The sequence below is a fragment of the Streptomyces griseoluteus genome (assembly GCF_004784465.1).
Taxonomy (GTDB): domain Bacteria; phylum Actinomycetota; class Actinomycetes; order Streptomycetales; family Streptomycetaceae; genus Streptomyces; species Streptomyces griseoluteus.
Genome location: NZ_SRRU01000010.1, coordinates 21,084 through 43,140, shown reverse-complemented (window position 1 = coordinate 43,140; position 22,057 = coordinate 21,084). Strand labels below are relative to the sequence as shown.

At 73.0% G+C, this 22,057-nt stretch carries 14 protein-coding genes; 8 read left to right on the top strand and 6 right to left on the bottom strand.

Features of this window, described 5'->3' with window-relative positions; all coding sequences use genetic code 11:
* Positions 1-6 precede the first annotated feature (6 nt).
* Complete coding sequence (locus E5082_RS25385) at positions 7-2,223, top strand: bifunctional glycosyltransferase/CDP-glycerol:glycerophosphate glycerophosphotransferase (RefSeq protein WP_135793588.1); 2,217 nt, start codon at positions 7-9, stop codon at positions 2,221-2,223.
* A 9-nt stretch (positions 2,224-2,232) separates the two neighbouring features.
* Here E5082_RS25385 and E5082_RS25380 read toward each other — a convergent pair whose 3' ends face one another.
* Positions 2,233-2,646, bottom strand: a complete 414-nt coding sequence (locus E5082_RS25380; protein WP_135793587.1) for an organic hydroperoxide resistance protein — start codon at positions 2,644-2,646, stop codon at positions 2,233-2,235.
* 129 nt (positions 2,647-2,775) lie between these two features.
* Between E5082_RS25380 and E5082_RS25375 the strand changes: the two genes are divergently transcribed.
* Complete coding sequence (locus tag E5082_RS25375) at positions 2,776-3,288, top strand: MarR family winged helix-turn-helix transcriptional regulator (protein WP_135793586.1); 513 nt, start codon at positions 2,776-2,778, stop codon at positions 3,286-3,288.
* On the opposite strand, the gene E5082_RS25370 is transcribed toward E5082_RS25375, so the two are convergent.
* On the bottom strand, positions 3,230-4,732 hold the full coding sequence (locus E5082_RS25370) for a glycosyltransferase family 39 protein (protein WP_135793585.1): 1,503 nt from the start codon (positions 4,730-4,732) through the stop codon (positions 3,230-3,232). The genes E5082_RS25375 and E5082_RS25370 overlap by 59 nt on opposite strands.
* A 220-nt stretch (positions 4,733-4,952) precedes the next feature.
* On the opposite strand from E5082_RS25370, the gene E5082_RS25365 reads away from it, so the two are divergent.
* Together E5082_RS25365 and E5082_RS25360 are read left to right on the top strand one after the other, a co-directional pair.
* Complete coding sequence (locus E5082_RS25365; protein ID WP_135793584.1) at positions 4,953-6,218, top strand: glycosyltransferase 87 family protein; 1,266 nt, start codon at positions 4,953-4,955, stop codon at positions 6,216-6,218.
* 16 nt (positions 6,219-6,234) lie between these two features.
* A complete protein-coding gene (locus E5082_RS25360; RefSeq protein ID WP_373310105.1) occupies positions 6,235-7,836 on the top strand; it encodes a glycosyltransferase family 2 protein in 1,602 nt (533 codons plus the stop codon).
* Here E5082_RS25360 and E5082_RS25355 read toward each other — a convergent pair.
* Positions 7,833-8,456, bottom strand: a complete 624-nt coding sequence (locus tag E5082_RS25355; protein ID WP_135793582.1) for a TetR/AcrR family transcriptional regulator — start codon at positions 8,454-8,456, stop codon at positions 7,833-7,835. The genes E5082_RS25360 and E5082_RS25355 overlap by 4 nt on opposite strands.
* A 178-nt stretch (positions 8,457-8,634) precedes the next feature.
* On the opposite strand from E5082_RS25355, the gene E5082_RS25350 reads away from it, so the two are divergent.
* The 4 genes from E5082_RS25350 to E5082_RS25335 all read left to right on the top strand — a co-directional run bounded on the left by E5082_RS25350 (position 8,635) and on the right by E5082_RS25335 (position 14,324).
* Positions 8,635-9,543 (top strand): ABC transporter permease, encoded by a 909-nt coding sequence (locus E5082_RS25350; protein WP_135793581.1) that lies wholly within the window; start codon positions 8,635-8,637, stop codon positions 9,541-9,543.
* The gene (locus tag E5082_RS25345) at positions 9,536-10,366 is read left to right on the top strand and encodes an ABC transporter ATP-binding protein (protein ID WP_190045389.1); all 831 of its coding nucleotides are present in this window, start codon (positions 9,536-9,538) and stop codon (positions 10,364-10,366) included. Before E5082_RS25350 ends, E5082_RS25345 begins: the two co-directional genes overlap by 8 nt.
* Positions 10,367-10,470: 104 nt before the next feature.
* Positions 10,471-12,669 carry a CDP-glycerol glycerophosphotransferase family protein gene (locus E5082_RS25340; RefSeq protein WP_135793580.1) on the top strand — a complete coding sequence of 733 codons (2,199 nt, stop codon included), beginning with the start codon at positions 10,471-10,473 and terminating at the stop codon, positions 12,667-12,669.
* Entirely contained in the window at positions 12,666-14,324 is a 1,659-nt protein-coding gene (locus E5082_RS25335; RefSeq protein ID WP_135793579.1) for a glycosyltransferase family 2 protein, read from the top strand. Before E5082_RS25340 ends, E5082_RS25335 begins: the two co-directional genes overlap by 4 nt.
* A gap of 7 nt (positions 14,325-14,331) precedes the next feature.
* Here E5082_RS25335 and E5082_RS25330 read toward each other — a convergent pair whose 3' ends face one another.
* The 3 genes from E5082_RS25330 to E5082_RS25320 all read right to left on the bottom strand — a co-directional run bounded on the left by E5082_RS25330 (position 14,332) and on the right by E5082_RS25320 (position 22,029).
* Positions 14,332-15,729 (bottom strand): hypothetical protein, encoded by a 1,398-nt coding sequence (locus E5082_RS25330; protein WP_135793775.1) that lies wholly within the window; start codon positions 15,727-15,729, stop codon positions 14,332-14,334.
* 206 nt (positions 15,730-15,935) lie between these two features.
* Positions 15,936-20,879 (bottom strand): NAD-glutamate dehydrogenase, encoded by a 4,944-nt coding sequence (locus tag E5082_RS25325; RefSeq protein WP_135793578.1) that lies wholly within the window; start codon positions 20,877-20,879, stop codon positions 15,936-15,938.
* 481 nt (positions 20,880-21,360) lie between these two features.
* Entirely contained in the window at positions 21,361-22,029 is a 669-nt protein-coding gene (locus E5082_RS25320; protein WP_135793577.1) for an HAD family hydrolase, read from the bottom strand.
* Between the last annotated feature and the right edge of the window lie 28 nt (positions 22,030-22,057).

The following is a 22,057-nucleotide window of genomic DNA, read 5'->3' as shown; positions in this document are numbered from 1 at the left end:
TCCGCCGTGCCCCGCTTCAGTGTCATCGTCCCCTGCTTCAAGGTGCAGGGCTTCCTGCGCGAGTGCCTGGACTCGGTGCTCGGGCAGTCCTTCGGCGATCTGGAGGTGATCGCCGTGGACGACCGCTCACCGGACGGCTGCGGCGCGATCCTCGACGAGTACGCCGGGCGCGATCCCCGCGTGAAGGTGCTGCACCTGCCGGAGAACGTCGGCCTCGGACGGGCCCGCAACGCCGGGATGCCGCACGCCACCGGCGACTACCTGCTCTTCCTCGACAGCGACGACACCCTGACCCCCGGCGCCCTCGCCGCCGTCGCCGGCCGCCTCGCGGAGACCGGGGACCCGGACGTGCTGGTCTTCGACTACGCCCGCACCTACTGGTGGGGCGGCACCCGCCGCAACGTCCTCGCGCACCTGCTCGCGGCCGAGGACGGTACCTTCACGGCGGCCGAGCGGCCGGAGATCCTCGATCTGTTGATGGTGGTGTGGAACAAGGTCTACCGCCGCGACTTCGTGACGGCGGGCGGCTTCGCGTTCCCGCCGGGCTACTACGAGGACACCCCGTGGACGTTCCCGGTCATGCTGAGCGCCGAACGCGTCGCCACACTCGACCAGATCTGTCTGCACTACCGCCAGCGCAGGCAGGGCAACATCCTCTCCACCACCAGCCGCAAGCACTTCGACGTGCACGACCAGTACGAGCGGGTCTTCGCGTTCGTCGAGTCGCGCCCGGAGCTGTGGCGGTGGCGGCCGTACCTCCACCGCAAGATGGGCGAGCACTGCCTGGACATCCTGGCCAAGCCGGACCGGCTGCCGCCGGGTGACAGGGCCGAGTTCTTCCGGCGCACGGCGGAGATGTTCCGCACGCACCGGCCGGAGGGCACCCGCGCCGAGGGCGAGACCCGCCTCCTGGAGGGCGGCTACGGCGCGTACCTCCTGCGGCGCCGGGCCGCGCAGGCGGGCCGGGAGGCCGGACGGCGCGCGGCGCGGCTGCGGACGGCGGCCGGGACACGGGCCCGGCGCGGCTGGTCGGCGGTGCAGTCGCGCCGCCCGCTCGACCCGGATCTGGTGGTGTACTCGGCGTCCTCGCACCGGGGCATGCTCGGCGACCCGGCGGCGGTGTACCGGGCAGCCGGGGTGATCGCTCCCCGGCTGCGCGGGGTGTGGGTGGTGCGGGACGAGGAGACCGCGGCGACCCTGCCCCCGGACACCGAGTACGTGCTGCTGGGCTCGCGGCGCTATCTGGAGGTCACCGCGCGGGCGGCGTTCTTCGTCAACGACGTCAACTGGCCCGGCGCGCTGGTCAAGCGGCCCGGTGCCACGCACATCCAGACCCACCAGGGCACCCCGCTGAAGTACCTGGGCGTCGATCTGCTGGACCGGCCCGGCGCCCGGCTCGGTTTCGACGTGCCCCGGATGCTGCGCCGGGCGGACCGCTGGGACTACGGCCTGGTCGCCAACCGGCACGCGGAGCTGGTGTGGGAGCGGGCCTTCCCCTGCCACTTCACCTCGGTCCGCACCGGCAGCCCGCGCAACGACGTCCTGGTGGGCGCGGGCGCCTCGCGGGGCGGGGAGTTCCGCCGCAGGCACGGCATCCCGGAGGACCACACGGTGGTGCTGTACGCCCCGACCCGGCGCGACTACGTCCGGGGCGGCCACGCGGACCGGCTCGACCTGGCGGCGTTCGCGGCCGGCCTGGGCGAGGGGCACACGCTGGTGGTGCGGCTGCATCCGTCGCTGGCGAACGGCCCGGCGCGCGGGGCGGGCCTGGCGGAGCTGGCCCGGCGCGGGGTGGTGGTCGACGCGACGGACGAGCCGGACGCGGCCGAGGTGATGCTGGCCTCGGACGCGCTGGTCACGGACTACTCGTCGATCATGTTCGACTACGCCGTCCTGGACCGCCCGATCGTGGTCCACGCCGACGACTGGGACACGTTCCGGGCGAGCCGGGGCGCCTATCTGGACATCACCGCTCACCCGCCGGGCCATGTCACCTACTCCCAGCGGGAGTTGGCCCGGCTGTTCGAGTCCGGGGCCTGGCGGGACGGGGAGTCGGCGGCGCTGCGGGCCGACTTCCGGGCGCGGTTCTGCGAGTTCGAGGACGGCCGGGCCGCCGAGCGGGTGGTGCGCACCCTACTGCTCGGCGAGGCGATGCCCGCCGCCGGTGCGGCACGCATCCCCGGCCCGGCCGTGGGAGCCGATCAGCTCACCCGGTCCTCGTGAAACCCGAGGTCACTCGACGACGAGGGTGACCTCGACGTTGCCGCGCGTGGCGTTGGAGTACGGGCAGACCTGGTGGGCGGTCTCGACCAGCTTGCGGCCGGTCTCCTCGTCCACGGTGTCGGGCAGCTCGACGCGGAGCGTCACCTTGAGGCCGAAGCCCTCGCCCTCCTTGCCGATGCCGACCTCGGCGGTGACGGCGGCGTCGGAGACGTCCACCTTGGCCTGGCGGCCGACCAGGCCGAGGGCGCTGCCGAAGCAGGCGGCGTAGCCGGCGGCGAAGAGCTGCTCGGGGTTGCTGCCCTGGCCGTCGCCGCCCAGCTCGACCGGCATGGCGAGCGGCAGGTCGATGCGGCCGTCGGAGGAGACGGCGCGGCCCTCGCGGCCGTGGGTGGCGGTGGCGACGGCGGTGTAGAGCGCGTCCATGGGGAGACCGGTCCTCTCGGTGAAGTCGGTGGCGGCGGGCCGGGGTGGACCGCCGCCCTCGGCATCGAGTAGAGCACACAATTAAATTGTGCACAACCAAAAGCTCGCCGTCCCGCTATCCTGGGTGCCATGAGCGTCTCGCCCACCCCGTCGGCCGGCCCCGCCACCGACGCCGCCGACCCGGACTGGCTCCGCCTGGACCGGCAGATCTGCTTCTCCCTGAACGCCGCCTCCCGCGCCTTCAACGGCGTCTACCGGGTGCTGCTCAAGGACCTCGGGCTCACCTATCCGCAGTACCTGGTGATGCTGGTGCTGTGGGAGCGCGGCGCGCTGCCCGTCAAGCAGCTCGGCGAGCATCTGCGGCTCGACTCCGGCACCCTGTCCCCGCTGCTCAAGCGGCTGGAGGGCGCCGGCCTGGTGCGCCGGGAGCGCAGCGCGAGCGACGAGCGCTCGGTACGGGTGACGCTCACCGGCGAGGGCACGGCCCTGCGTGAGCGGGCGCTGGAGGTGCCCCGCCGTATCGCCGCCGCGACCGGGGCGGACCCGGCCGAGATCGGCGAGCTGCGGGACCGCCTCGACCGGCTCACGGGCGCGCTGGACGCCGCGGTGCGGGAACTGGAGCAAGGCCCGGCAGCGCGCTGAGGGCGACCCGGCGGACGTAGAGCCGTACGCTCGCGTCGCCGTCGGCCGACTCCTCGGCGGGCATGAACTCCTGGGCGAGTACGGCCATCTTGGCCCGCTCGGCGGGGCCGCTCGGGCTCCAGCGGCCGGCCAGCAGGTCCCGGTCCGCCACCACCCACACCCGGTCGACTCCGGACAGCCGCCGCCGCAGTTCGGCCGCGTCGGCCTCCCTGCCGTACAGCGTCCCGGACTCGGGGCCCGGCTCGTCGAGGGCGACGTCGCGGACATCCGCGAAGGCGCTCGGGTAGGCGAGGGCGGCGTTGCGGGCCTGGGTGGGCAGGAACAGCACCGGCTGACCGGGTTCCACCTCCCGCGCGGCGACCCGCGCCACGGCGGCCAAGTCGTCCGGGCGGTGGGCCGGGTCGCGGTCGTCGCCCATCAGCGGGAGCTGGAGGCACAGCGCCAGGACGGCGGGCGCGGCCCCGGTCAGGGCCAGCACCTGGGGCCGGGGCACCCGCAGCCGCAGCCGGGCGGCGAGCCGGGCCAGCCGGTCGGCACCGGCGGCGACCAGCAGGGGCGCGCCGGAGAGGGCGTAGAGGACGTACCGGTCCACGTAGAGCGGAGAGAGCTGCGAGGCCAGCATCAGGGCGGCGGGCGGCACCACGGCGAGCGGCAGGCCGACCCGTGCGCAGGTCAGCCGCCCCGGTGGCCCGGCGAGTCCGGCCAGGCCCAGCAGGGCGAGCACCAGGCACGTCCAGTACACGCCCTCGCCCGGTCCGAGGAACCAGCGCAGCAGGCTCTCGGCGGTGGCCCAGGTCGGCGGGCGTACCCAGGCCAGTTGGGCGGACTGGGCGTGCGAGACCAGGATCATCGGCAGCAGGGTGAGCACCACGAGCCCGGCCGCACTCCCCCAGCCCCGCCACGCCCGCGCGCCGACGCGGGCCAGCGCGAGGGACGTCACATGGGCGAGGAGCAGCAGCACGGCGAACTCGTGCAGCCAGCAGGTGACCGCGAGGACCGTGCCGTAGGCCCGCCAGGCGCCGGTCCGGACCCCGCGGACGAACAGCAGGGTCGCGCCGGTGGCGGCCGCGGCGACGAGTGCGTACGAGCGGCCCTCCTGGGCGTAGTGGCCGGCCATCGGCGAGGCGGCGTACAGCAGTCCGGCCCACAGGCCGACGCGCGGCCCGGCGAGCCGGACGCCCAGTTCGCCGACGAGGGCGGCGGTGACGGCCGCGGCGCACACCGAGGGCAGCCGGAGCGTTACCTCGTCCGGGTGAAGCGCGAGGACGGCGTGCATCAGCAGGTAGTACAGGCCGTGCACCGCGTCGACGCCGTGCAGCAACTGCCAGATCTGCGGCACCGAGCGGCGGGCGACCTGGAAGGTGACGGCCTCGTCGCGCCATATCCCGCCCCGGTCCACCCCCCACAGCCCCAGCCCGAGCATCACCAGCGCGGGCAGGCACACGGGCGCACCCCACCGGACGCGCCACGGCACAGGGCCGGCCCGCTCCACGCCCGCGCCGCCCGGCACGACCGCCGTTCTTCCAGCCGCTCGGGACGGCTGCGTTTCCACCAGAGGCCCGACGTCCACCACGGCCCGATCTTTTGCGATGAGACAGTCTTTTCCGATCATTGACGGCGTATCGGCAGAGATACACCATCCGCGCGGATTAGGCTCCCACGCGATGAACCGTCTCCGTGTCACCTCCGGTCCGGTCCTCGCCCTCGTCGCCGGCTGGCTCGCCACCCGCGCGCTGATGCTGGGGCTCCTCGTCCTCGGCTCGGCGCACGTGCTGGGCGGCGGCTCGGTGTCGCGCGAGGTGTGGCGGCTGTACTTCCACTGGTACGGCGTCCTGTCGCACGGCACGTTCCCCACGCACGACACGCTCTGGCAGTACCCGCCCGGCGCGGGGCTGGTGCTGCTGGCGCCGGGGCTGCTGCCGGGGCTGTCGTACTTCGAGGCGTTCGTGCTGCTGACGCTGGTGGCGGACGCGGCCGTCACGGTGGCGCTGGCCGTCGCCGGGCGGCGCACCGGACGCAGTCTGCGCGGCGCCGCGCTCTGGGTGGGCGGGCTCCCACTGCTGCTGCACATGCCGCTGGCACGCTACGACGTCCAGGTCACCGCGCTCGGTGTGGCCGCCCTCCTGGCGCTCGGCCGGTCGCCGCGCGCGGCCGGGGTGTTCGGCGCGCTCGGCGCGGTGGTGAAGGTCTGGCCCGCGCTGGTGCTGCTGGGCGTGTCACGCGGACGGGCGACCCGCTCGGCGTGGTCGTGGGCGACGGCGGCCGGCTGCACCTCCCTCGCGGTGCTGGCGCTGCTGTTCGCCAACCCCTTCGCCTTCCTGCGCGAACAGGGTGACCGGGGCGTCCAGCTGGAGTCGCTCGGCGGCACCGCGCTCAACCTCGCCCGGCACGCCGGCTGGTCCGGCACGGTGCGCTACCAGTACGGCTCGATGGAGCTGGTCGGCCCCCACGTGCACACGGTCGCCACCGTCTCCCTGGGGCTGACGGCCGCCGCCTTCGCACTGCTGGTGGTGTGGCGGCTGCGGGCCCGCCACTTCTCCCCGGCAACCCCGTACGACGCGGCGCTCACCGCCGTGCTGCTGTTCACCGTCACCAGCCGGGTCATCAGCCCGCAGTACCTGATCTGGCTGCTGGGCCTGGCCGCCGTCTGCCTGACCTCGCGGCACACCCGCCAGCGCCCGGTGGCCGTACTGATCCTCATCGCCACCGGGGTGAGCACCCTGGTCTTCCCGATGACCTACGGCGCGGTCATCGACGGCACCTGGCCGGGCTGCCTGCTCATCCTGGCCCGCAACGTGACTCTGCTGGCCGCCGCCGTGCTGTCCTTCGTCCGGTTGCGGCAGTCCACCCGGCCCCCGGCCAACGTGCCCGCGAGCCGTGCCCTGCCGGAACCCGGCCGGGTCCCGGACCATGCCCTGACCGGCTCCTGACGGCCCGGCAGCGACCATGGACCCCATGCCCGACACCCCCCGGGTCGCCGTCGTGGTCATCGGCTACGACGACGCCGCCCATGTCACCGTCGCCGTGCGCTCCGCGCTGGACCAGGGTCCGGCGGTGGGCGAGGTCATCGCGGTGGACGACCGCTCCACCGACGGCAGCGCCGAGATCCTGGACCGGCTCGCGGCCGGCGAGCCCCGGCTGCGGGTGATCCGGCACGCCGTCAACAGCGGCGGCTGCGGCACTCCGCGCAACACCGGCACCGACGCGGTGACCCTGCCGTACGTGATGTTCCTGGACAGCGACGATTTGCTGCCGCCCGGCGCGGTGGACGCGCTGCTGCGGGCGGCGACGGAGACAGGGGCCGAGGTGGCGGCCGGGCTGTGCGTGCGCCGGGAACTGCCCACGGGCCGCGAACATCCCTGGCAGTCCGGACTGTTCGCGGAGGCGGCGCTGATCGGGCACCCCGCCGAGCGCCCGCACCTCGTCCACGACACCCTGTGCGTCAACAAGCTGTACCGCACCGACTTCCTCCGGGTGAACGGCATCCGCTTCCCCGAGGGCCGGTACCTCTACGAGGACTTCGTCTTCACCGCCCGCGTCCTCGCCGCCGCCCCCCGCATCGCCCTCGTCCCGGACCTCGTCTACGTCTGGCACGTCCGCCGGGCCGCCGAACAGCTCTCGCTCTCGCTGAACCGGGAGCACATCGGCAACTGGCACGCCCGCACCCGCGCCTGCGCCGAGGCGTACGAGATCCTGCGGGGCGCCGGCGAGACGGAACTGGCGCGGGCGGCGCGGGCGAAGTTCCTCGACCACGAACTGCGCATGTACCTGCGCGAACTGAGCCTGCGGGACCCGGAGTACCGGCGCGCCTGGTGGGCGCACACCCGCGCGTACCTCGCCGGGTACGACGCCGAGGACTGGGCGCGCGACCCCGCCGCGCCCGGCACCCTGCTGGGCCGGTTCGTGCTGGACTCCGCCGAGCCGCGCGACCTGCCCCGGCTGCGCGAACTGGCCGCCCGCCCGGCCCGCCTGCTCCCCCCGTACGCCCGCACCCCCGAGGGCACCCCCGTCTGGTCGGACGCGCATCCGGGCGTCGACCTGACCCCGCTGCTGACCTGCCCCACCGAGGCGCTGCCCTGCGCGATGGACGCCGAACTGCTCCCGCACGCCCGCGGCGCCCGGCTCCGGCTGCGCCTGCACGAGCTGTACGACCGCCTCGCCGAGGCGGGCCCGCTGGCGGTGACGGCCCGCTGGCACGCCCGTACGACCGGCCGCCCGGCCCGGCACATCACGCTGCCCCTGGTCCCCGCGCCGAACGGCACCTGGACCGCCGAGGCGGCCGTCGACCTGCACGCGCTGGGCGCGGGCGTCTGGGACCTGTGCCTCACCGTCCACTTCAAGGACGGCGCCCACCGGGACATCACCGCCCACGCCCGCACGGACAGCCCCCACCTGCGCAGACGCGCGCTGCCCAGCCCGCGCCACCTGGTGCTGCTGGCCCACCCGTACGCCACCCACTCCGGGGCCCTGTCCCTGCGCGTGGCCACGGGTCCGGCGGGGGCGGCGCGGGTGGCACGCGGGCGGCTGCGGAGGCTGATCGGGGGCTAGAGCGCCTTCAGTGCGCCCGCCGTCGCCTTCGCCAGGTTCGCCAGGTAGCCCTTGGGCAGCTTCGGGCTGCGGATGATCACCGCGCGCCAGTAGAGCGGGCCGGAGATCAGGTCGAGGGCGAGGTCCAGGTCGAGGTCCGCGCTCAGCTCGCCCCGCTCCCGCGCCGCTTCCACGATCTTCGACGCGACCCCGTCCTGCCCGTCCCGCACGGCCTTCTGGAGGGTCTCGGCCATCTCCGGGTTGCGGGCGGCCTCCGCCTGGAGGTCGGGGATGATCTGCGAGGCCACCGGGTGGCGCAGGGCGCGCGACATCACCTCGTACAGCAGCCGGAGGTCGCCCTCCAGGGAGCCGGTGTCCGGGGCGGGGAGGCCGAGGACCGCCATCGCGGAGACCACGTCCAGCACCAGGTTGAGCTTGGAGCGCCAGCGCCGGTACACCGCCGTCTTGCCGACGCCGGCCCGGCGCGCGATGCCCTCGATGGACATCCGCGCGTACCCCACGGCGGCCAGTTCCTCGAAGACGGCCGCGCGGATCGCCTCCGTCACGTCCTCCCGGAGCACGGCGGCCCCGGCCGGGGCCCGGCGCGGGCGCGCCGGGGGTTCGTCGGCGTTGGTCGTCATGCCCACCAGCATAGGCGGGACGACGCAACGGTTGCGTTCCGTCGCCGGATGGGCCTACTCTCCCGTTACGACGATACGGGCCCGTCCCGACGTAAGTAAACGGACGGGAAAGCACGCGGAAACGGCGGGCAACGGCCGGACCGCGCTTCCCCCACCACCCGATCCGAAAGCAGCGGATGTGAGCCAGGTCCTCGACGCACCGCCCCCGATGCAGGTTCCGGCCGACGGCGACCTGGCGGCACTGGCCGCCCGGCACGGCCTGACCGTCAGTGGCGCCCGCCCCTCCGTACCGGCGTACGTCCGGCAGCTCTGGGACCGGCGGCACTTCATCACCGCCTTCGCCACCGCCAAGCTGACCGCGCAGTACAGCCAGGCGAAGCTCGGCCAGCTCTGGCAGGTGATGACCCCGCTGCTGAACGCGGCGGTCTACTACTTCATCTTCGGCGTGCTGCTGGGCACCAAGCGCGGGGTCGCCGACTTCATCCCGTTCCTGGTGACGGGCGTGTTCGTGTGGACGTTCACGCAGAGCTCGATCATGGCCGGCACCCGCGCCATCTCCGGCAACCTCGGCCTGGTGCGGGCGCTGCACTTCCCGCGCGCCGCACTGCCGATCTCGTTCTGCCTCCAGCAGCTCCAGCAGCTGCTGTTCTCGATGCTGGCGCTGATCGCGATCATCCTCTGCGTGGGCGTGCCGGTCTCCGCGTCCTGGCTGCTGGCGCTGCCCGCGCTGGTCCTGCAGTTCGTGTTCAACGCGGGCGTGTCGATGGTGCTGGCCCGGATGGGCGCCAAGACCCCGGACATCGCCCAGCTCATGCCGTTCCTGCTGCGCACCTGGATGTACGTGTCCGGCGTGATGTGGAGCATCGACCAGCACACCAAGGACCAGCCGCGGGCGCTGTCGCTGCTGCTGGAGTACAACCCGGCAGCGCTCTACATCGACCTCATGCGGTTCGCGCTGATCGACAGCTTCGGCGCCGACAAGCTGCCCCCGCACGTGTGGCTCGCGGCGGCCGGCTGGGCGGTCGCCGCCGGGATCGGCGGCTTCATCTACTTCTGGAAGGCTGAGGAGACCTACGGCCGTGGCTGAGCAGACCATCTCCCCCGTCCCGGCCCCGCAGGACGCGAGTGCCGAGCGGGTCCCCACCGTCGTCGCCGACCGCGTCGACATCGTCTACCGGGTCAACGGCACCGGCGCGGGCCGGGGCTCGGCCACCGCCGCCCTCAACCGCATCCTGCGCCGGGGCAAGGCCGAGAAGGCGGCCGGGGTGCGCCGGGTGCACGCCGTGAAGAAGGTGTCCTTCGTCGCCCACCGGGGCGAGGCGATCGGCCTGATCGGCTCCAACGGCTCCGGCAAGTCCACCCTGCTCAAGGCGGTGGCCGGTCTGCTCCCCGTGGAGAACGGCCACATCTACACCGACGGCCAGCCCTCCCTGCTGGGCGTCAACGCGGCCCTGATGAGCGACCTGACCGGCGAGCGCAACGTGCACCTCGGCGGCCTCGCCATGGGGATGTCCCGCGAGCAGATCAAGGAGCGCTACCAGGACATCGTCGACTTCTCCGGGATCAACGAGAAGGGCGACTTCATCACCCTGCCGATGCGCACCTACTCCTCGGGCATGGCGGCCCGGCTCCGCTTCTCCATCGCCGCCGCCAAGGACCACGACGTGCTGCTGATCGACGAGGCGCTGGCCACCGGCGACCGCTCCTTCCAGAAGCGCTCCGAGGCCCGCATCCGCGAGCTGCGCAAGCACGCCGGCACGGTCTTCCTGGTCAGCCACAACAACAACTCCATCCGCGACACCTGCGAGCGGGCGCTCTGGCTGGAGCGCGGCGAGCTGCGCATGGACGGCCCCACCGAGGACGTGCTCAAGGAGTACGAGGCGTTCACGGGTGACCGCAAGAAGAAGTAGCCAAGGGGCTTCCGCTTCACGCGTGGATATCCCTTTCAGTCATGTAATGACAGTATGTTATGAAAGGTGACCGCCGGGACGAAGAGCCGAAGGAGCCCCTCCAGATGCCCCAACTCAGCGTCATCGTCTACGGGCCCAACACGCAGGGGCATCTGGCCGGACTCCTCGCCTCCCTCGACGCCCATCCGCTCCCGGACACCGAGGTGATCGTCGCGGCGGTCGGCGACTGGGCGCGGGAGACGGCCGAGGGCCACGCACCGGAGACGGTCACCGTGCCGCTGCCCGAGGGCACGCCGGACGCCGAGGCCCGGTCGGCAGGGGCCGCGCGGGCCTCCGGCCGCTGGCTGCACTTCGTGCACGCCAAGGACGGGGTGCCCGCCGGAGCCCCCCGGCTGCTGGCCGAGCGCACGGCGGAACTGGACGAGCGCACCGACGTCGTCCTGCTGGACCACACCACCACCACCTGGAGCACCACCGCCGTCCCCTCCCGCGACGGCCGCCTGCTCGCCGCGGCCGGCCGCGCCGCCGTCACCCTGGACGACTCGCCCGACCTGCTCCGCCTCACCCCGCTGCTCGGCACCCGCGCGGTGCGCACCGCGTTCTGGCGGGAGCACGAGGAGGAGTTCTCCGGCGGCGACGAGAACTTCACCGCCCAGGCCGCCCTGCTCCGCGCCGGCCACGTGGCCTGCCTCGACCAGACGGCGTACGACGACCGCAGGCTGCGCCGGGAGAGCCTGCCCCCGCGCACCCCCGAGGACCGCTACGCCCTGATCGACCGCCACGAGCGCCTGCTCGCCCTCAGCGAGGGCCGCCGCCCGGTGCGGGCGGTGCTGTACGGGCTGATGGTCCGCGATCTGGTGCGGGTCTTCGCCCGCGAGGGCATGCCGGAGCCGGTGGCCCGCGAGTTCTTCCGCCGCGCCTCGGCCGCCGCCGTCCGCTGGCGCCCCGAGGGCCACCAGCGCCCGGCGGGCCTGGAGGGCGTACGGCACGCGCTGCTGGAGGAGGGTGCGTACACCAGGTACCGGGCGCTGCAGACCGCCAACCGCACCCGGCGCTCGGCCCGCAAGGCGGTCCGCGCCCGCAAGCGGCGGCTGGTGGTGCGGCTGCGCGAACAGCAGTACCACCGGGCGCTCACCCGCCCGCTCGACCCGGACCTGGCCGTGTTCGCGGCCTACTGGGACCGGGGGGTGTCCTGCAACCCGGCCGCCATCGCCGCCAAGCTGGCCGAACTCGCCCCGCACATCCACCCGGTGTGGGTGGTGACCCGGGAGAACGCGGCCCTCCTCCCCCACGGCACCGACCACGTCGTCCCCGGCACCCGGCGCTACTGGGAGACGCTGGCGACCGCCAAGTACCTGGTCAACAACGTCAACTTCCCCAATGCGGTGGTCAAGCGCCCCGGCGCCGTCCACCTCCAGACCCACCACGGCACCCCGCTCAAGCGCATGGGCCTGGACCAGCGGGAGCACCCGGCGGCGGCCCAGGGACTGGACTTCGCGGCGCTGCTGTCCCGGATCGACAAGTGGGACTACAGCGTCAGCGCCAACACCCACTCCACCCGGATGTGGGAGCGCGCCTACCCGGCCCGCTACACCTCGCTGGACCACGGCTATCCGCGCAACGACGTCTTCTACACCGCCACCGCCGCCGACGTGCGCGCCGCCCGCGAGCGCCTCGGCATCCCGCCCGGCCGCACCGCCGTCCTCTACGCGCCCACCCACCGCGACTACGAGGCCGGGTTCACCCCGCGCCTGGACCTCGCCACCCTCGCCGACCGGCTGGGCGAGGACACCGTGCTGCTGGTGCGCGCCCACTACTTCTACGGTGGCGGCGCGGCCTCCCCGCTGGCCGGGCTGCGCCGCACCGGCCGCATCATCGACGTCTCCACCTACGACCCGGTCGAGGAACTCTGCCTGGCCGCCGACGTGCTGGTGACGGACTACTCGTCGATCATGTTCGACTACGCCAACCTGGACCGCCCGATCGTCGTGCACGCCGACGACTGGGAGACCTACCGCACCACGCGGGGGGTCTACTTCGACCTGATGGCCGAGGCTCCGGGCCGGGTCGCCCGCACCCAGGAGGAGCTGACCGAGATCCTCACCTCGGGCGCCTGGCGCGACGAGACGGCGGCGAAGGCCCGCACGGCGTTCCGGCGCCGGTTCTGCGAGTTCGACGACGGCCGGGCCGCCGAACGGGTCGTGCGGCGGGTGTTCCTCGGTGAGCCCGAGGAGGCGCTGCCGCCCGTGCTTCCGCTGGAGGAACGTTCCCCCGCCCCGACGCCCGAGGAGCTCCAAGGATGACGACCCCCGACGTCACGGTCACCGTCATCGTCTACAACGACGCGGCCCGGCTGCCCCGCGCGGTCGCCTCCCTGCGCGCGCAGACCCACGAGAACATCGAGATCGTCATCAGCGACGACCACTCCACCGACGACACCCCCGAGGTGGCCCGGCGGCTGGCCGCCGAGGACAGCCGGGTGCGCTACCTGCGCCTGCCGGAGAACAGCGGCGGGTGCAGCGCCCCGCGCAACCGGGCCATCGACATCGCCCGCGCCCCGTACCTGATGTTCCTCGACAGCGACGACGAACTCCCTCCGCGCGCCGTCGAGTTGCTGCTCGCCGCGCACCGGGAGCGCGAGGTCGACTTCACCATGGGCGCGGTGCGCCGGGTCCGGGTGGACAACGGCCGCCGCACCACCTGGATGCCCCACCTGGTCCGCGAGCGCCGCACCCTGGACGGCATCGCGGCCGACCCCCGGCTGCTCTTCGAGCACCTCTCGACCAGCAAGATGTACGCCCGCGCCTTCCTCGACCGCCACCACCTGCGCTTCCCCGAGGGCATCCACTACGAGGACCAGCTCTTCTCGGCCCAGGCGTACGGTCTCGCGCGGGCGTTCACGATCATCCCGGACCCGGTCTACACCTGGTACATCGAGCCGTACGCGGCCGAGTCCAGCGCCTCCATCTCCAATCAGCGGCACAAGATCTCCAACGTCGCCGACCGGGTGCACGTGCAGCGCCTGATCGACGCCTTCCTGGTGGAGAGCGGGCAGGCGGGGCTGCGCGAGGACAAGGACTTCAAGTTCCTCAAGCACGACTTCCGGATGTACGCGGGCGACCTGCCCTACCGGGACGACGCCTGGCTGGCGGAGTTCGCCGAGATCATGAACCCGTACCTGGACACCCTGGCCGAGGGCGCCTACGCCCGGCTGCCCCGCCCGGAGCGGGTGGTGCTGGAGCTGCTGCGCGAGGGCGACCTCAACGGGGTCCGGCTCGCCGCGCGGGGTCTCGGGCACCCGGTGGCACCGCGCGAGGTCACCGCCGACGCCGACGGCACGCCCTACTGGGGCGGCTCGGTGCCCGCGACCGAACGGGGGCGGCGGGAGCTGGACCTGACCGACCTGGAGCTGGAGACCCGCCCCTTCTCCACCGCCTTCTTCCGGCACGAGATCACCGGCCTGCGGCCCGGCCCCGGCGCCGCGCTGACCCTGACGGTGCGCACCTACGACCCCGGACTGCGGCTGCCGGTGGGCCCGCAGCGGGCCGGGCTGCTGCTCTCCCCCGGCCGGCGGCGGCTCACGGTGCCGTTCCGGCTGGACCCGGTGCGGCCGGGCGTGTTCGAGGGCCGGGTCCAGCTGGACCTGACCCGGACCCGGCTCCCCCTCCAGGGCTTCGAGGGGGTCCGGCATCCGCAGGTCAGGCTCCAGCAGCAGGGCCTCGCGCACTCGGGGCTGCTGCTGGCACCGCTCGCCTTCCCGGCGCTGACCGCGCGGGTGGAGTCGGGCGGCGCGGCGCACCGGATCACCGTCGAGCCCGAGGGCCGCAACCCCGGCCGGCTGCAGATCCGCTGGCAGCCGGTGGGGGTCACGGCCCGCGTGCTGCGGCCGGTGGTGCGCCGGATCGACCGGCCGCGCGTGCGCAACGCGTTCCGGCTGGTGACGAGCGCGCTGAAGTGAACTCCGCTCAGTCGCGCACCGCGTAGAGCACCTGTCCGGCCGGGCCGGTCGTCACCGGGCGCAGCCACGGTTCGGCGTCGGCGGCCGGCCCGATCACCCAGCGCACGCCGTACCGGCGCGCTATGGCCCGCCGGACCTCGGAGGAGGTGCCGGCGTCGAAGTACCGCTGCACCGCCGCGTCCCGGCCGCCCTGGTCCGGCAGGAACACGTCCGGGTAGCCGGGCGCCACGGTGTACGGCCCGTACGCGGGGATCTGCCGGGACGGCACCGTACGGGCCATCACCACCTGCCCGTAGCCGACCCAGGGCGTGATCCAGTGGTACCCGGCCCACGGCGGGCGGTACTTGGCGGCGATCGAGGCGGGCAGCGCGTCACGCGGGACGACATAGCCGAGCATCCCCGCCTGGCCCCAGGCGCCCACGGCGAGGGCGGCCCCGAGCAGGCAGGCCCAGCCCAGCCGGAACGCCCGCCGCCCGGCCGACACGGTCTCCAGCGCGGCCGCGAGCTGGGCCGGGATCAGCGCGGCGGGCGCGGCGCGGCCCCACGAGTAGTGCCCGGTGAGCCCCCCCGCCGCGAACAGCAGGGCGCCCAGCGCGAAGAACAGCACCAGCGGGTCCCGGTGATCGCGCCGCCGGCGCAGGACGAGCGCGACGACCCCGAGCAGCGCCAGCCCGAACCGGCCGGGCAGGTCGGAGTAGAGCGAACGGTGGATCGCCTCAAGCCCGGTGCCGGCGGAGAACAGCGCGAAGAAGTCGTAGTACGGCCACAGCCACAGCAGGACGATACCCACGGCGAGCGCGGCGGCGAGCCTCGGGAGGACCTGGCGATCCGGGCGGGCGGCGAGGACCGTGGCGAGCGCGCCGAGGGTGGCGACCACACCCGTGAACTGGTGGCAGAGCAGGATCAGCGCCCACAGCGCGCCGAGGCCGGCCCAGCGGGCCCAGCCCGTGGGCGTGCGGAGGGTGGTGGTGAGCCAGGCCCAGAAGTGGAAGGACAGCCCGAGCGCGAACACGCTGGGGTACGCGACCGTCAGCGCGAGGGAGTTCAGGCCGAGGAAGCCGCTCCAGTTGAGCAGGTCCGGGCCCCACAGGAGGACCAGGCACAGCAGGGCGAGCGCGGGTGCCGCCCGGTGCGCGCTGAGCGTGCGCACGTACCGCCACACCCCGGTGAACAGCAGCCCGAGCCCCACCAGCGCGCCGATCCGCAGCACCACGAACACCGGCAGCCCGGTCAGCCGGGCGAGCAGGCCCAGCACCAGTATCCAGGGCGAGTAGTACGGGCTCGGGGTGTCCGCGTCGACCAGCGGGTTGCCGGGGTCGAGCAGGCTGTGCCGGAGCCGCTGCACGGTCGCCGCGTGTATGCCGAGGTCACCGGCCCAGGGCAGCCGCACCACGGCCAGCAGCATCAGCAGCGGGACCAGGGCGGCCAGCGCGACGGCCACCAGTGACGGGGCCACCGCCGGCGGACGGCCGCGCCGCGCGCGGGACCCGGGGAGGTTCGCTGTCACGGGCCAGACCCTATCCGAAACGGACAGACCACCCGGAAAGCGACAGGGGCGCCCCCGCACTGGGTTCTCCGGTGCGGGGGCGCCCTCCGCTCAGGCGGCGCCGGTCACGCGTGCGTGCGCAGCAGCGTCCGCATCGTGCGCATCGCCACCGAGAGGTTGGCGAGGTCGAACGCGTCCGAGCTCCGGATCTCCTCCAGCGTGGCGCGCGCCCGGCTCAGGATGGGCGCGTTCTTCTCCTCCCACGCCTTGAACCGCTGCTCCGGCGTGGATGTGCCGTTGCCCGCCGCGAGCACGTCCGCGGTGAGCGCCGCGTGCGCCGCGTACAGGTCCTCGCGGATGGAGGCGCGGGCCATCGACTGCCAGCGGTCCTCGCGGGGCAGCTCGATGATGCGGTCCATGAGCTGGGTGATGTGCAGCCGGTCGGCGAGGTCGTAGTACACCTCGGCCACGTCCAGCGGCTCCTTGCCCATGCGGTCCGCCACCGAGACGATGTCCAGCGCCGGGAAGGCGGAGGAGAACCCGGCCACGCGGGTGGCCAGTTCGGCCGGGACACCGGCGGCGGACAGCTCGTCGTACACGTGCTGGTACCACTCGAGGTCGGCGCCGCGCAGCAGCTTCGGCATCTGCTGCCAGACCTGCTCGACCCGGTCCGCGAAGAACTCCACCGTCTCGGCGAGCTGGAGCGGCTGCGGCCGGTTGTTCAGCAGCCAGCGGGTGCCACGCTCGACCAGCCGGCGCGAGTGCAGGCGGATACGGGTCTGCACGGCCGCGTCGACCTGGTTGTCCAGCGCCTCCACCGCGTCCCACACCGGGGACGAGCTGAAGATCGCGCGGGCCGCGGTCTGGGCGCGGACGATCTCCTCCAGCGAGGCCCCGGTCTCCTCGCGCAGCCGGTGCAGATACGTGGTGCCACCCGTGTTCACCGTGTCGTTGACCAGCACGGTGGTGGTGATCTCCCGGCGCAGCGGGTGGCTGTCGATGACCTCGGCGAACCGCTCGCGCAGCGCGGTCGGGAAGTACGCGTGCAGCAGCCCGCGCAGATACGCGTCGTCCGGCAGCGAGGTGTGCAGCAGCTCCTCGGCGACCGTGATCTTCGTGTACGCCAGCAGCACCGCGGTCTCGGGGCTGGTGAGGCCCTGTCCCTGGTTCAGCCGCTCACGGATCTGGCGGTCGGTGGGCAGGAACTCCAGCGCCCGGTTGAGGTGGCCCTCGCGCACCAGGTGCCGGATGAACCGGGCCTGCGCGTGCAGCATGTCCTTGGACTGGGCGAGCGCGTTGGCCAGCGCGGTGTTCTGCGCGTAGTTGTTGCGCAGGACCAGCGCGCCGACCTCGTCGGTCATCTCCGCGAGCAGCTTGTTGCGCTGCTTGACGGTCATGTCCCCGTCGGTGACCAGGCTGTTGAGCAGGATCTTGATGTTCACCTCGTGGTCGGAGGTGTCCACACCGGCGCTGTTGTCGATGGCGTCGGTGTTGATCCGGCCGCCCTGGAGCGCGAACTCGATCCGGCCGAGCTGGGTCAGACCCAGGTTGCCGCCCTCGCCGACGACCTTGACGCGCAGGTCGGCGCCGTCGACGCGGATGGCGTCGTTGGCCTTGTCACCGACGTCGGCGTCGGTCTCCGCCGAGGACTTGACGTAGGTGCCGATGCCGCCGTTCCACAGCAGGTCGACCGGCGCCTTCAGGATCGTCTTCATCAGGTCGGCCGGGGTCATCTTGGAGATCTTCTCCTCGATGCCCAGCGCCTCCCGGATGTGGTGGTTCAGCGGGATCGACTTGGCGCTGCGCGGGAAGATCCCGCCGCCCGCCGACAGCAGCGAGGTGTCGTAGTCGGCCCAGCTGGAGCGGGGCAGCTCGAACAGGCGGCGCCGCTCGGCGTAGCCGGTGGCCGCGTCGGGGACCGGGTCGATGAAGATGTGCCGGTGGTCGAAGGCGGCGACCAGGCGGATGTGCTCGGAGAGCAGCATGCCGTTGCCGAACACGTCACCGGACATGTCACCGATGCCGACGACCGTGAAGTCCTCGGACTGGGTGTCCAGGTCCAGCTCACGGAAGTGCCGCTTCACCGACTCCCAGGCACCGCGCGCGGTGATGCCCATGCCCTTGTGGTCGTAGCCCGCGCTGCCGCCGGAGGCGAAGGCGTCCCCGAGCCAGAAGTCGTAGGCCTCCGCGACCTCGTTGGCGATGTCGGAGAACGTCGCCGTGCCCTTGTCGGCCGCGACCACCAGGTAGGTGTCCTCGCCGTCGTGGCGCACCACGTCCTGGGGCGGGACAACCTCGCCGGCCACCATGTTGTCGGTGATGTCGAGCAGGGCGGAGATGAACGTCTTGTAGCTGGCGATGCCCTCGGCCAGCCAGGCGTCCCGGTCCACGCTCGGGTCGGGGAGCTGCTTGGCGACGAACCCGCCCTTGGCGCCGACCGGCACGATGACGGTGTTCTTCACCATCTGCGCCTTGACCAGGCCGAGGATCTCGGTACGGAAGTCCTCGCGCCGGTCCGACCAGCGCAGGCCGCCGCGCGCGACCTTGCCGAAGCGCAGGTGCACGCCCTCGACCCGCGGCGAGTACACCCAGATCTCGTACGCCGGGCGGGGGGCGGGCAGGTCGGGGATGGCCTGCGGGTCGAACTTCATCGACACGTACGCGTGCGGGCCGCCGTCGCGGGCTTCCTGGAAGAAGTTGGTGCGCAGGGTGGCCTTGATGACGGTCAGGAAGGAGCGCAGGATGCGGTCCTCGTCCAGGCTCGCCACCTGGTCCAGCGCCGCGTCCAGCTCCTCCAGCAGGGCGTCGGTGATCTCCAGGCCGGCCTTCTGCCGGTCCGGGGACATCCGGGCCTCGAACAGGGAGACCAGCAGCCGGGTGGTGTGGACGTTGTTTCGGAGGGTGTCCTCCATGTAGTCCTGGCTGAAGGTGGAGCCCGCCTGGCGCAGGTACTTGGCGTAGGCGCGCAGCACCATCGCCTGCCGCCAGGTCAGCCCGGCGCTCAGCACGAGGGCGTTGAAGCCGTCGTTCTCCGCCTGGCCGGTCCAGGTCGCGGCGAAGGCGTCCTGGAACCGCTCGCGGCCGTCCTCGCCGAGGTGGTCGGCGCCGCCGGCGGTCCGCGGCAGACGCAGGCCGAAGTCGTAGATCCACGCGGTGCTGCGGTCGGTGCGGCGCAGCTCGTAGGGGCGCTCGTCGACGACCTCGACGCCGAGCCGGTTGAGGACCGGCAGCACGGCGGAGAGGGAGACCGCGTCGCCCTTGCGGTAGATCTTGAACCGGCGCTCGCCGGGGGCGGCGCCCACCGGCTCGTACAGGCTCAGCGAGAAGTCGTTGCCCTTCTCGTTGCTCAGCCGCTCCAGGTGGACCAGGTCGGCGACCGCGGCGCGCGGGGAGTGGTCGGCCTTGTAGCCCTCGGTGAAGGCGTTGCTGTAGCGGCGCAGCAGCTCGGCGGCGCGCTCCTCGCCGCACTCGGCGTTGAGCGCCTCGGCGAAGCCGTCGGACCAGGAGCGGGTGGCCTCGACCAGGCGGGCCTCGATGCGCTCCTTGTCGGCGTCGGACAGCTGGGGAAGCTCGGTGCCGGGCGGGACGCGGACGACGAAGTGGAGCCGGGACAGGATCGACTCGGTGTTCCAGGCGGTGAAGTCGACGCTGATGCCGCCCAGCTCCTCCTTGAGGATGTCGATGATCCTGAGCCGGACCCCGGTGGTGTACCGGTCGCGCGGCAGGTAGACCAGGGCCGAGTAGTAGCGGCCGTATTCGTCCTGGCGCAGGTAGAGCCGCAGCCGGCGGCGCTCCTGGAGGTACAGCACGCTGGTGGCGATGGACTGCAGCTCGGCGGGCGGGGTCTGGAACAGCTCGTCGCGCGGGTAGGTCTCCAGGATCTGGAGCAGGTCGCGGCCGTCGTGGCTGTTGGGCGAGAACCCGGCGCGCTCCAGCACCTCGGCGACCTTGCGCCGGATCACCGGCACCCGGCGCACCGACTCGGTGTACGCGGCGGAGGAGAACAGCCCGAGGAAGCGGCGCTCGCCGACGACGTTGCCGTCCGCGTCGAACTTCTTGACGCCGATGTAGTCCAGGTACGACGGGCGGTGCACGGTGGCCCGGCTGTTTGCCTTGGTCAGCACCAGCAGGCGGTGCTCGCGGGCCTTGGCGCGGGCGTCCGCCGGGAGCCGCTCGAAGGAGGGGCTGACCGGGTGCTCGTCGTCCTCGGAGTGGTGCGGGTCGGAGCGCAGGATGCCGAGGCCGGTGCCGGCCTTGGCGCTCAGCGAGTCGTCACCGCGCAGCTCGTACTCGCGGTAGCCGAGGAAGGTGAAGTGGTCGGCGGAGAGCCAGCGCAGCAGCTCGCGGGCCTCGTCCACCTCGGCGGCGGGGAGGTCGGCCGGGCGGGGCTCGTCAGGCAGGCCGTCGGCGATGCGGACGGCCGCCTCGCGCATCTTCTCCCAGTCCTCGACGGACTCACGCACGTCGGACAGGACGCGCAGCAGGTCGGCGGAGATCTGCTTGAGGTCGGCGCGGTCGGTCTCGCGGTCGATCTCGACGTGGATCCAGGACTCGACGTGCGCGTCGTGCGGCAGCTCGCCGTGCGGGCCGGCGGGCAGGACCTCGATCAGCTTGCCGGTGACGTCACGGCGGACGACGACCTGCGGGTGGATCACGACGTGGATGCCGCGGCCCTGACGGGTCAGCTCGTTGGTGACCGAGTCGACCAGGAAGGGCATGTCGTCGGTGACGACCTCCACCACGGTGTGGCTGCACGTCCACCCGTTCTCTTCCACGGTCGGGGTGTGCACCCGCACGTTGGCCGTGCCCTGCGGGCGGTTCTCGGCGAGACGGTAGTGGGAGACCGCGGCACCGAAGACGTCGACCGGGTCGCGGTCGGCGAGGTCTTCCGGGGCGGTGTGCAGGTAGTAGCGCTGGAGGAACGCGAGCACCGCTTCGCTGTCCGGGGTGCCGGAGGTGCCCTCGCTCGTGGTCCCGGTCGGTAGGTGCCCCCCGACCGGGCTGTTCTCAGCTACCCGAGCGGCCCGATCGAGCAGCTCGGCCTTGGCTTCGTCCAGCTTGGTCTGCATTGTCCTCTGGCTCCTGTCGCGCGCCGTTGCGTGACGTAGAAGGAAGTACGGTCTCTTCCCCTCCGGTATGACGCCACGGCCCGAGGTGTCCGGTCCGTTCCGACGCTATGCCGCGAGGTGAGATGGGCGGGGGGATTTCGGCCATTGTCGACAGACTTGTCGGAAGCGACGCTGCTCTCCGCACCGTCGTGCCGGAGGCCGTCCCCGGTGTCCGGGACGCCACGGCGCCCCTGTCCCGCCCGAGAGGACCAGCGACCGCCGCCCGGTCACGGAGTTCGTCCGTGCGGTCCGGGCGCAGGGCAGGGACTGTGGCGTCCCCGCGAGATATCGCGCTGATCACGCCACAAGGCTATCGCCCCGGACGGGGGCCCCGTCATGAGCCGTATGTGTACAAAACCGGGGGGTGAAGTTTGACGTTCTGCACAGCGGCGGCGAGGGGGTCGGTGGCGTATTCGCGCCAGGGCGGAGTGCCGCGACGTCGTTACGACGCTATTCGGCGGGCCTCCGCGACGGCCTCGGCCAGGCTGTCCACCACCGGGACGCCGGTGCCGCGCAGACTCTCCGGGCCGTGCGAGCCGCCCGTGTAGAGCACGGCGCGCGCGCCGACGTGCTGGGCGGCCAGCGCGTCGTCGGCCGCGTCACCGATGACCACGGTCCGCTCGGGGTCGACCAGGGTGCTCATCGCCTCCAGGTGGCGGACCATGTGCTCGGCCTTGCCGCCGCCGGAGGGGCCGGTACGGCCGTCGACACGCAGGAAGTGCGACTCGATGCCGAGGCCGCGCACCAGCGGGACCAGCTCCTCGTGCCCGTACATGCTCAGCAGGGACTGGCTGTGGCCGTCCGCTCCCCAGCCGGCCAGCAGCTCGGCCGCGCCCTCGGTGAGCCCGCAGCGCACCCGGTGCTCGGCGTAGTGCCGCTGGAAGGCGCCGTCCATGACCTCCCACTCGAGGTCACTGGGCAGCCGGCCCATCAGCCGCTCGTAGAACTTGGGTACGGGGACGCAGTACAGCGCGCGGTACCGCTCGAGCGTGATCGGCTCCAGGCCCAGCTCGGCGAAGGCCGCGTTGGTCGCCCCGATGATCGCGTCGTTGTCGTGGAACAGGGTCCCGTTCCAGTCCCAGACGATGTGTGCGCTCTGCTGCATCCCCATGCGAAAACGGTACCGGGCACCACTGACA

What these genes read in the sequence shown, in the direction of transcription:
- E5082_RS25325 (WP_135793578.1), bottom strand. Translation starts at nt 20,879, where the DNA reads ATGCAGACCAAGCTGGACGAAGCCAAGGCCGAGCTGCTCGATCGGGCC.
- E5082_RS25340 (WP_135793580.1), top strand. Translation starts at nt 10,471, where the DNA reads ATGCCCCAACTCAGCGTCATCGTCTACGGGCCCAACACGCAGGGGCAT.
- E5082_RS25330 (WP_135793775.1), bottom strand. Translation starts at nt 15,729, where the DNA reads ATGCTGCTGGCCGTGGTGCGGCTGCCCTGGGCCGGTGACCTCGGCATA.
- E5082_RS25335 (WP_135793579.1), top strand. Translation starts at nt 12,666, where the DNA reads ATGACGACCCCCGACGTCACGGTCACCGTCATCGTCTACAACGACGCG.
- E5082_RS25375 (WP_135793586.1), top strand. Translation starts at nt 2,776, where the DNA reads ATGAGCGTCTCGCCCACCCCGTCGGCCGGCCCCGCCACCGACGCCGCC.
- E5082_RS25365 (WP_135793584.1), top strand. Translation starts at nt 4,953, where the DNA reads ATGAACCGTCTCCGTGTCACCTCCGGTCCGGTCCTCGCCCTCGTCGCC.
- E5082_RS25360 (WP_373310105.1), top strand. Translation starts at nt 6,235, where the DNA reads ATGGACCCCATGCCCGACACCCCCCGGGTCGCCGTCGTGGTCATCGGC.
- E5082_RS25380 (WP_135793587.1), bottom strand. Translation starts at nt 2,646, where the DNA reads ATGGACGCGCTCTACACCGCCGTCGCCACCGCCACCCACGGCCGCGAG.
- E5082_RS25355 (WP_135793582.1), bottom strand. Translation starts at nt 8,456, where the DNA reads ATGACGACCAACGCCGACGAACCCCCGGCGCGCCCGCGCCGGGCCCCG.
- E5082_RS25320 (WP_135793577.1), bottom strand. Translation starts at nt 22,029, where the DNA reads ATGGGGATGCAGCAGAGCGCACACATCGTCTGGGACTGGAACGGGACC.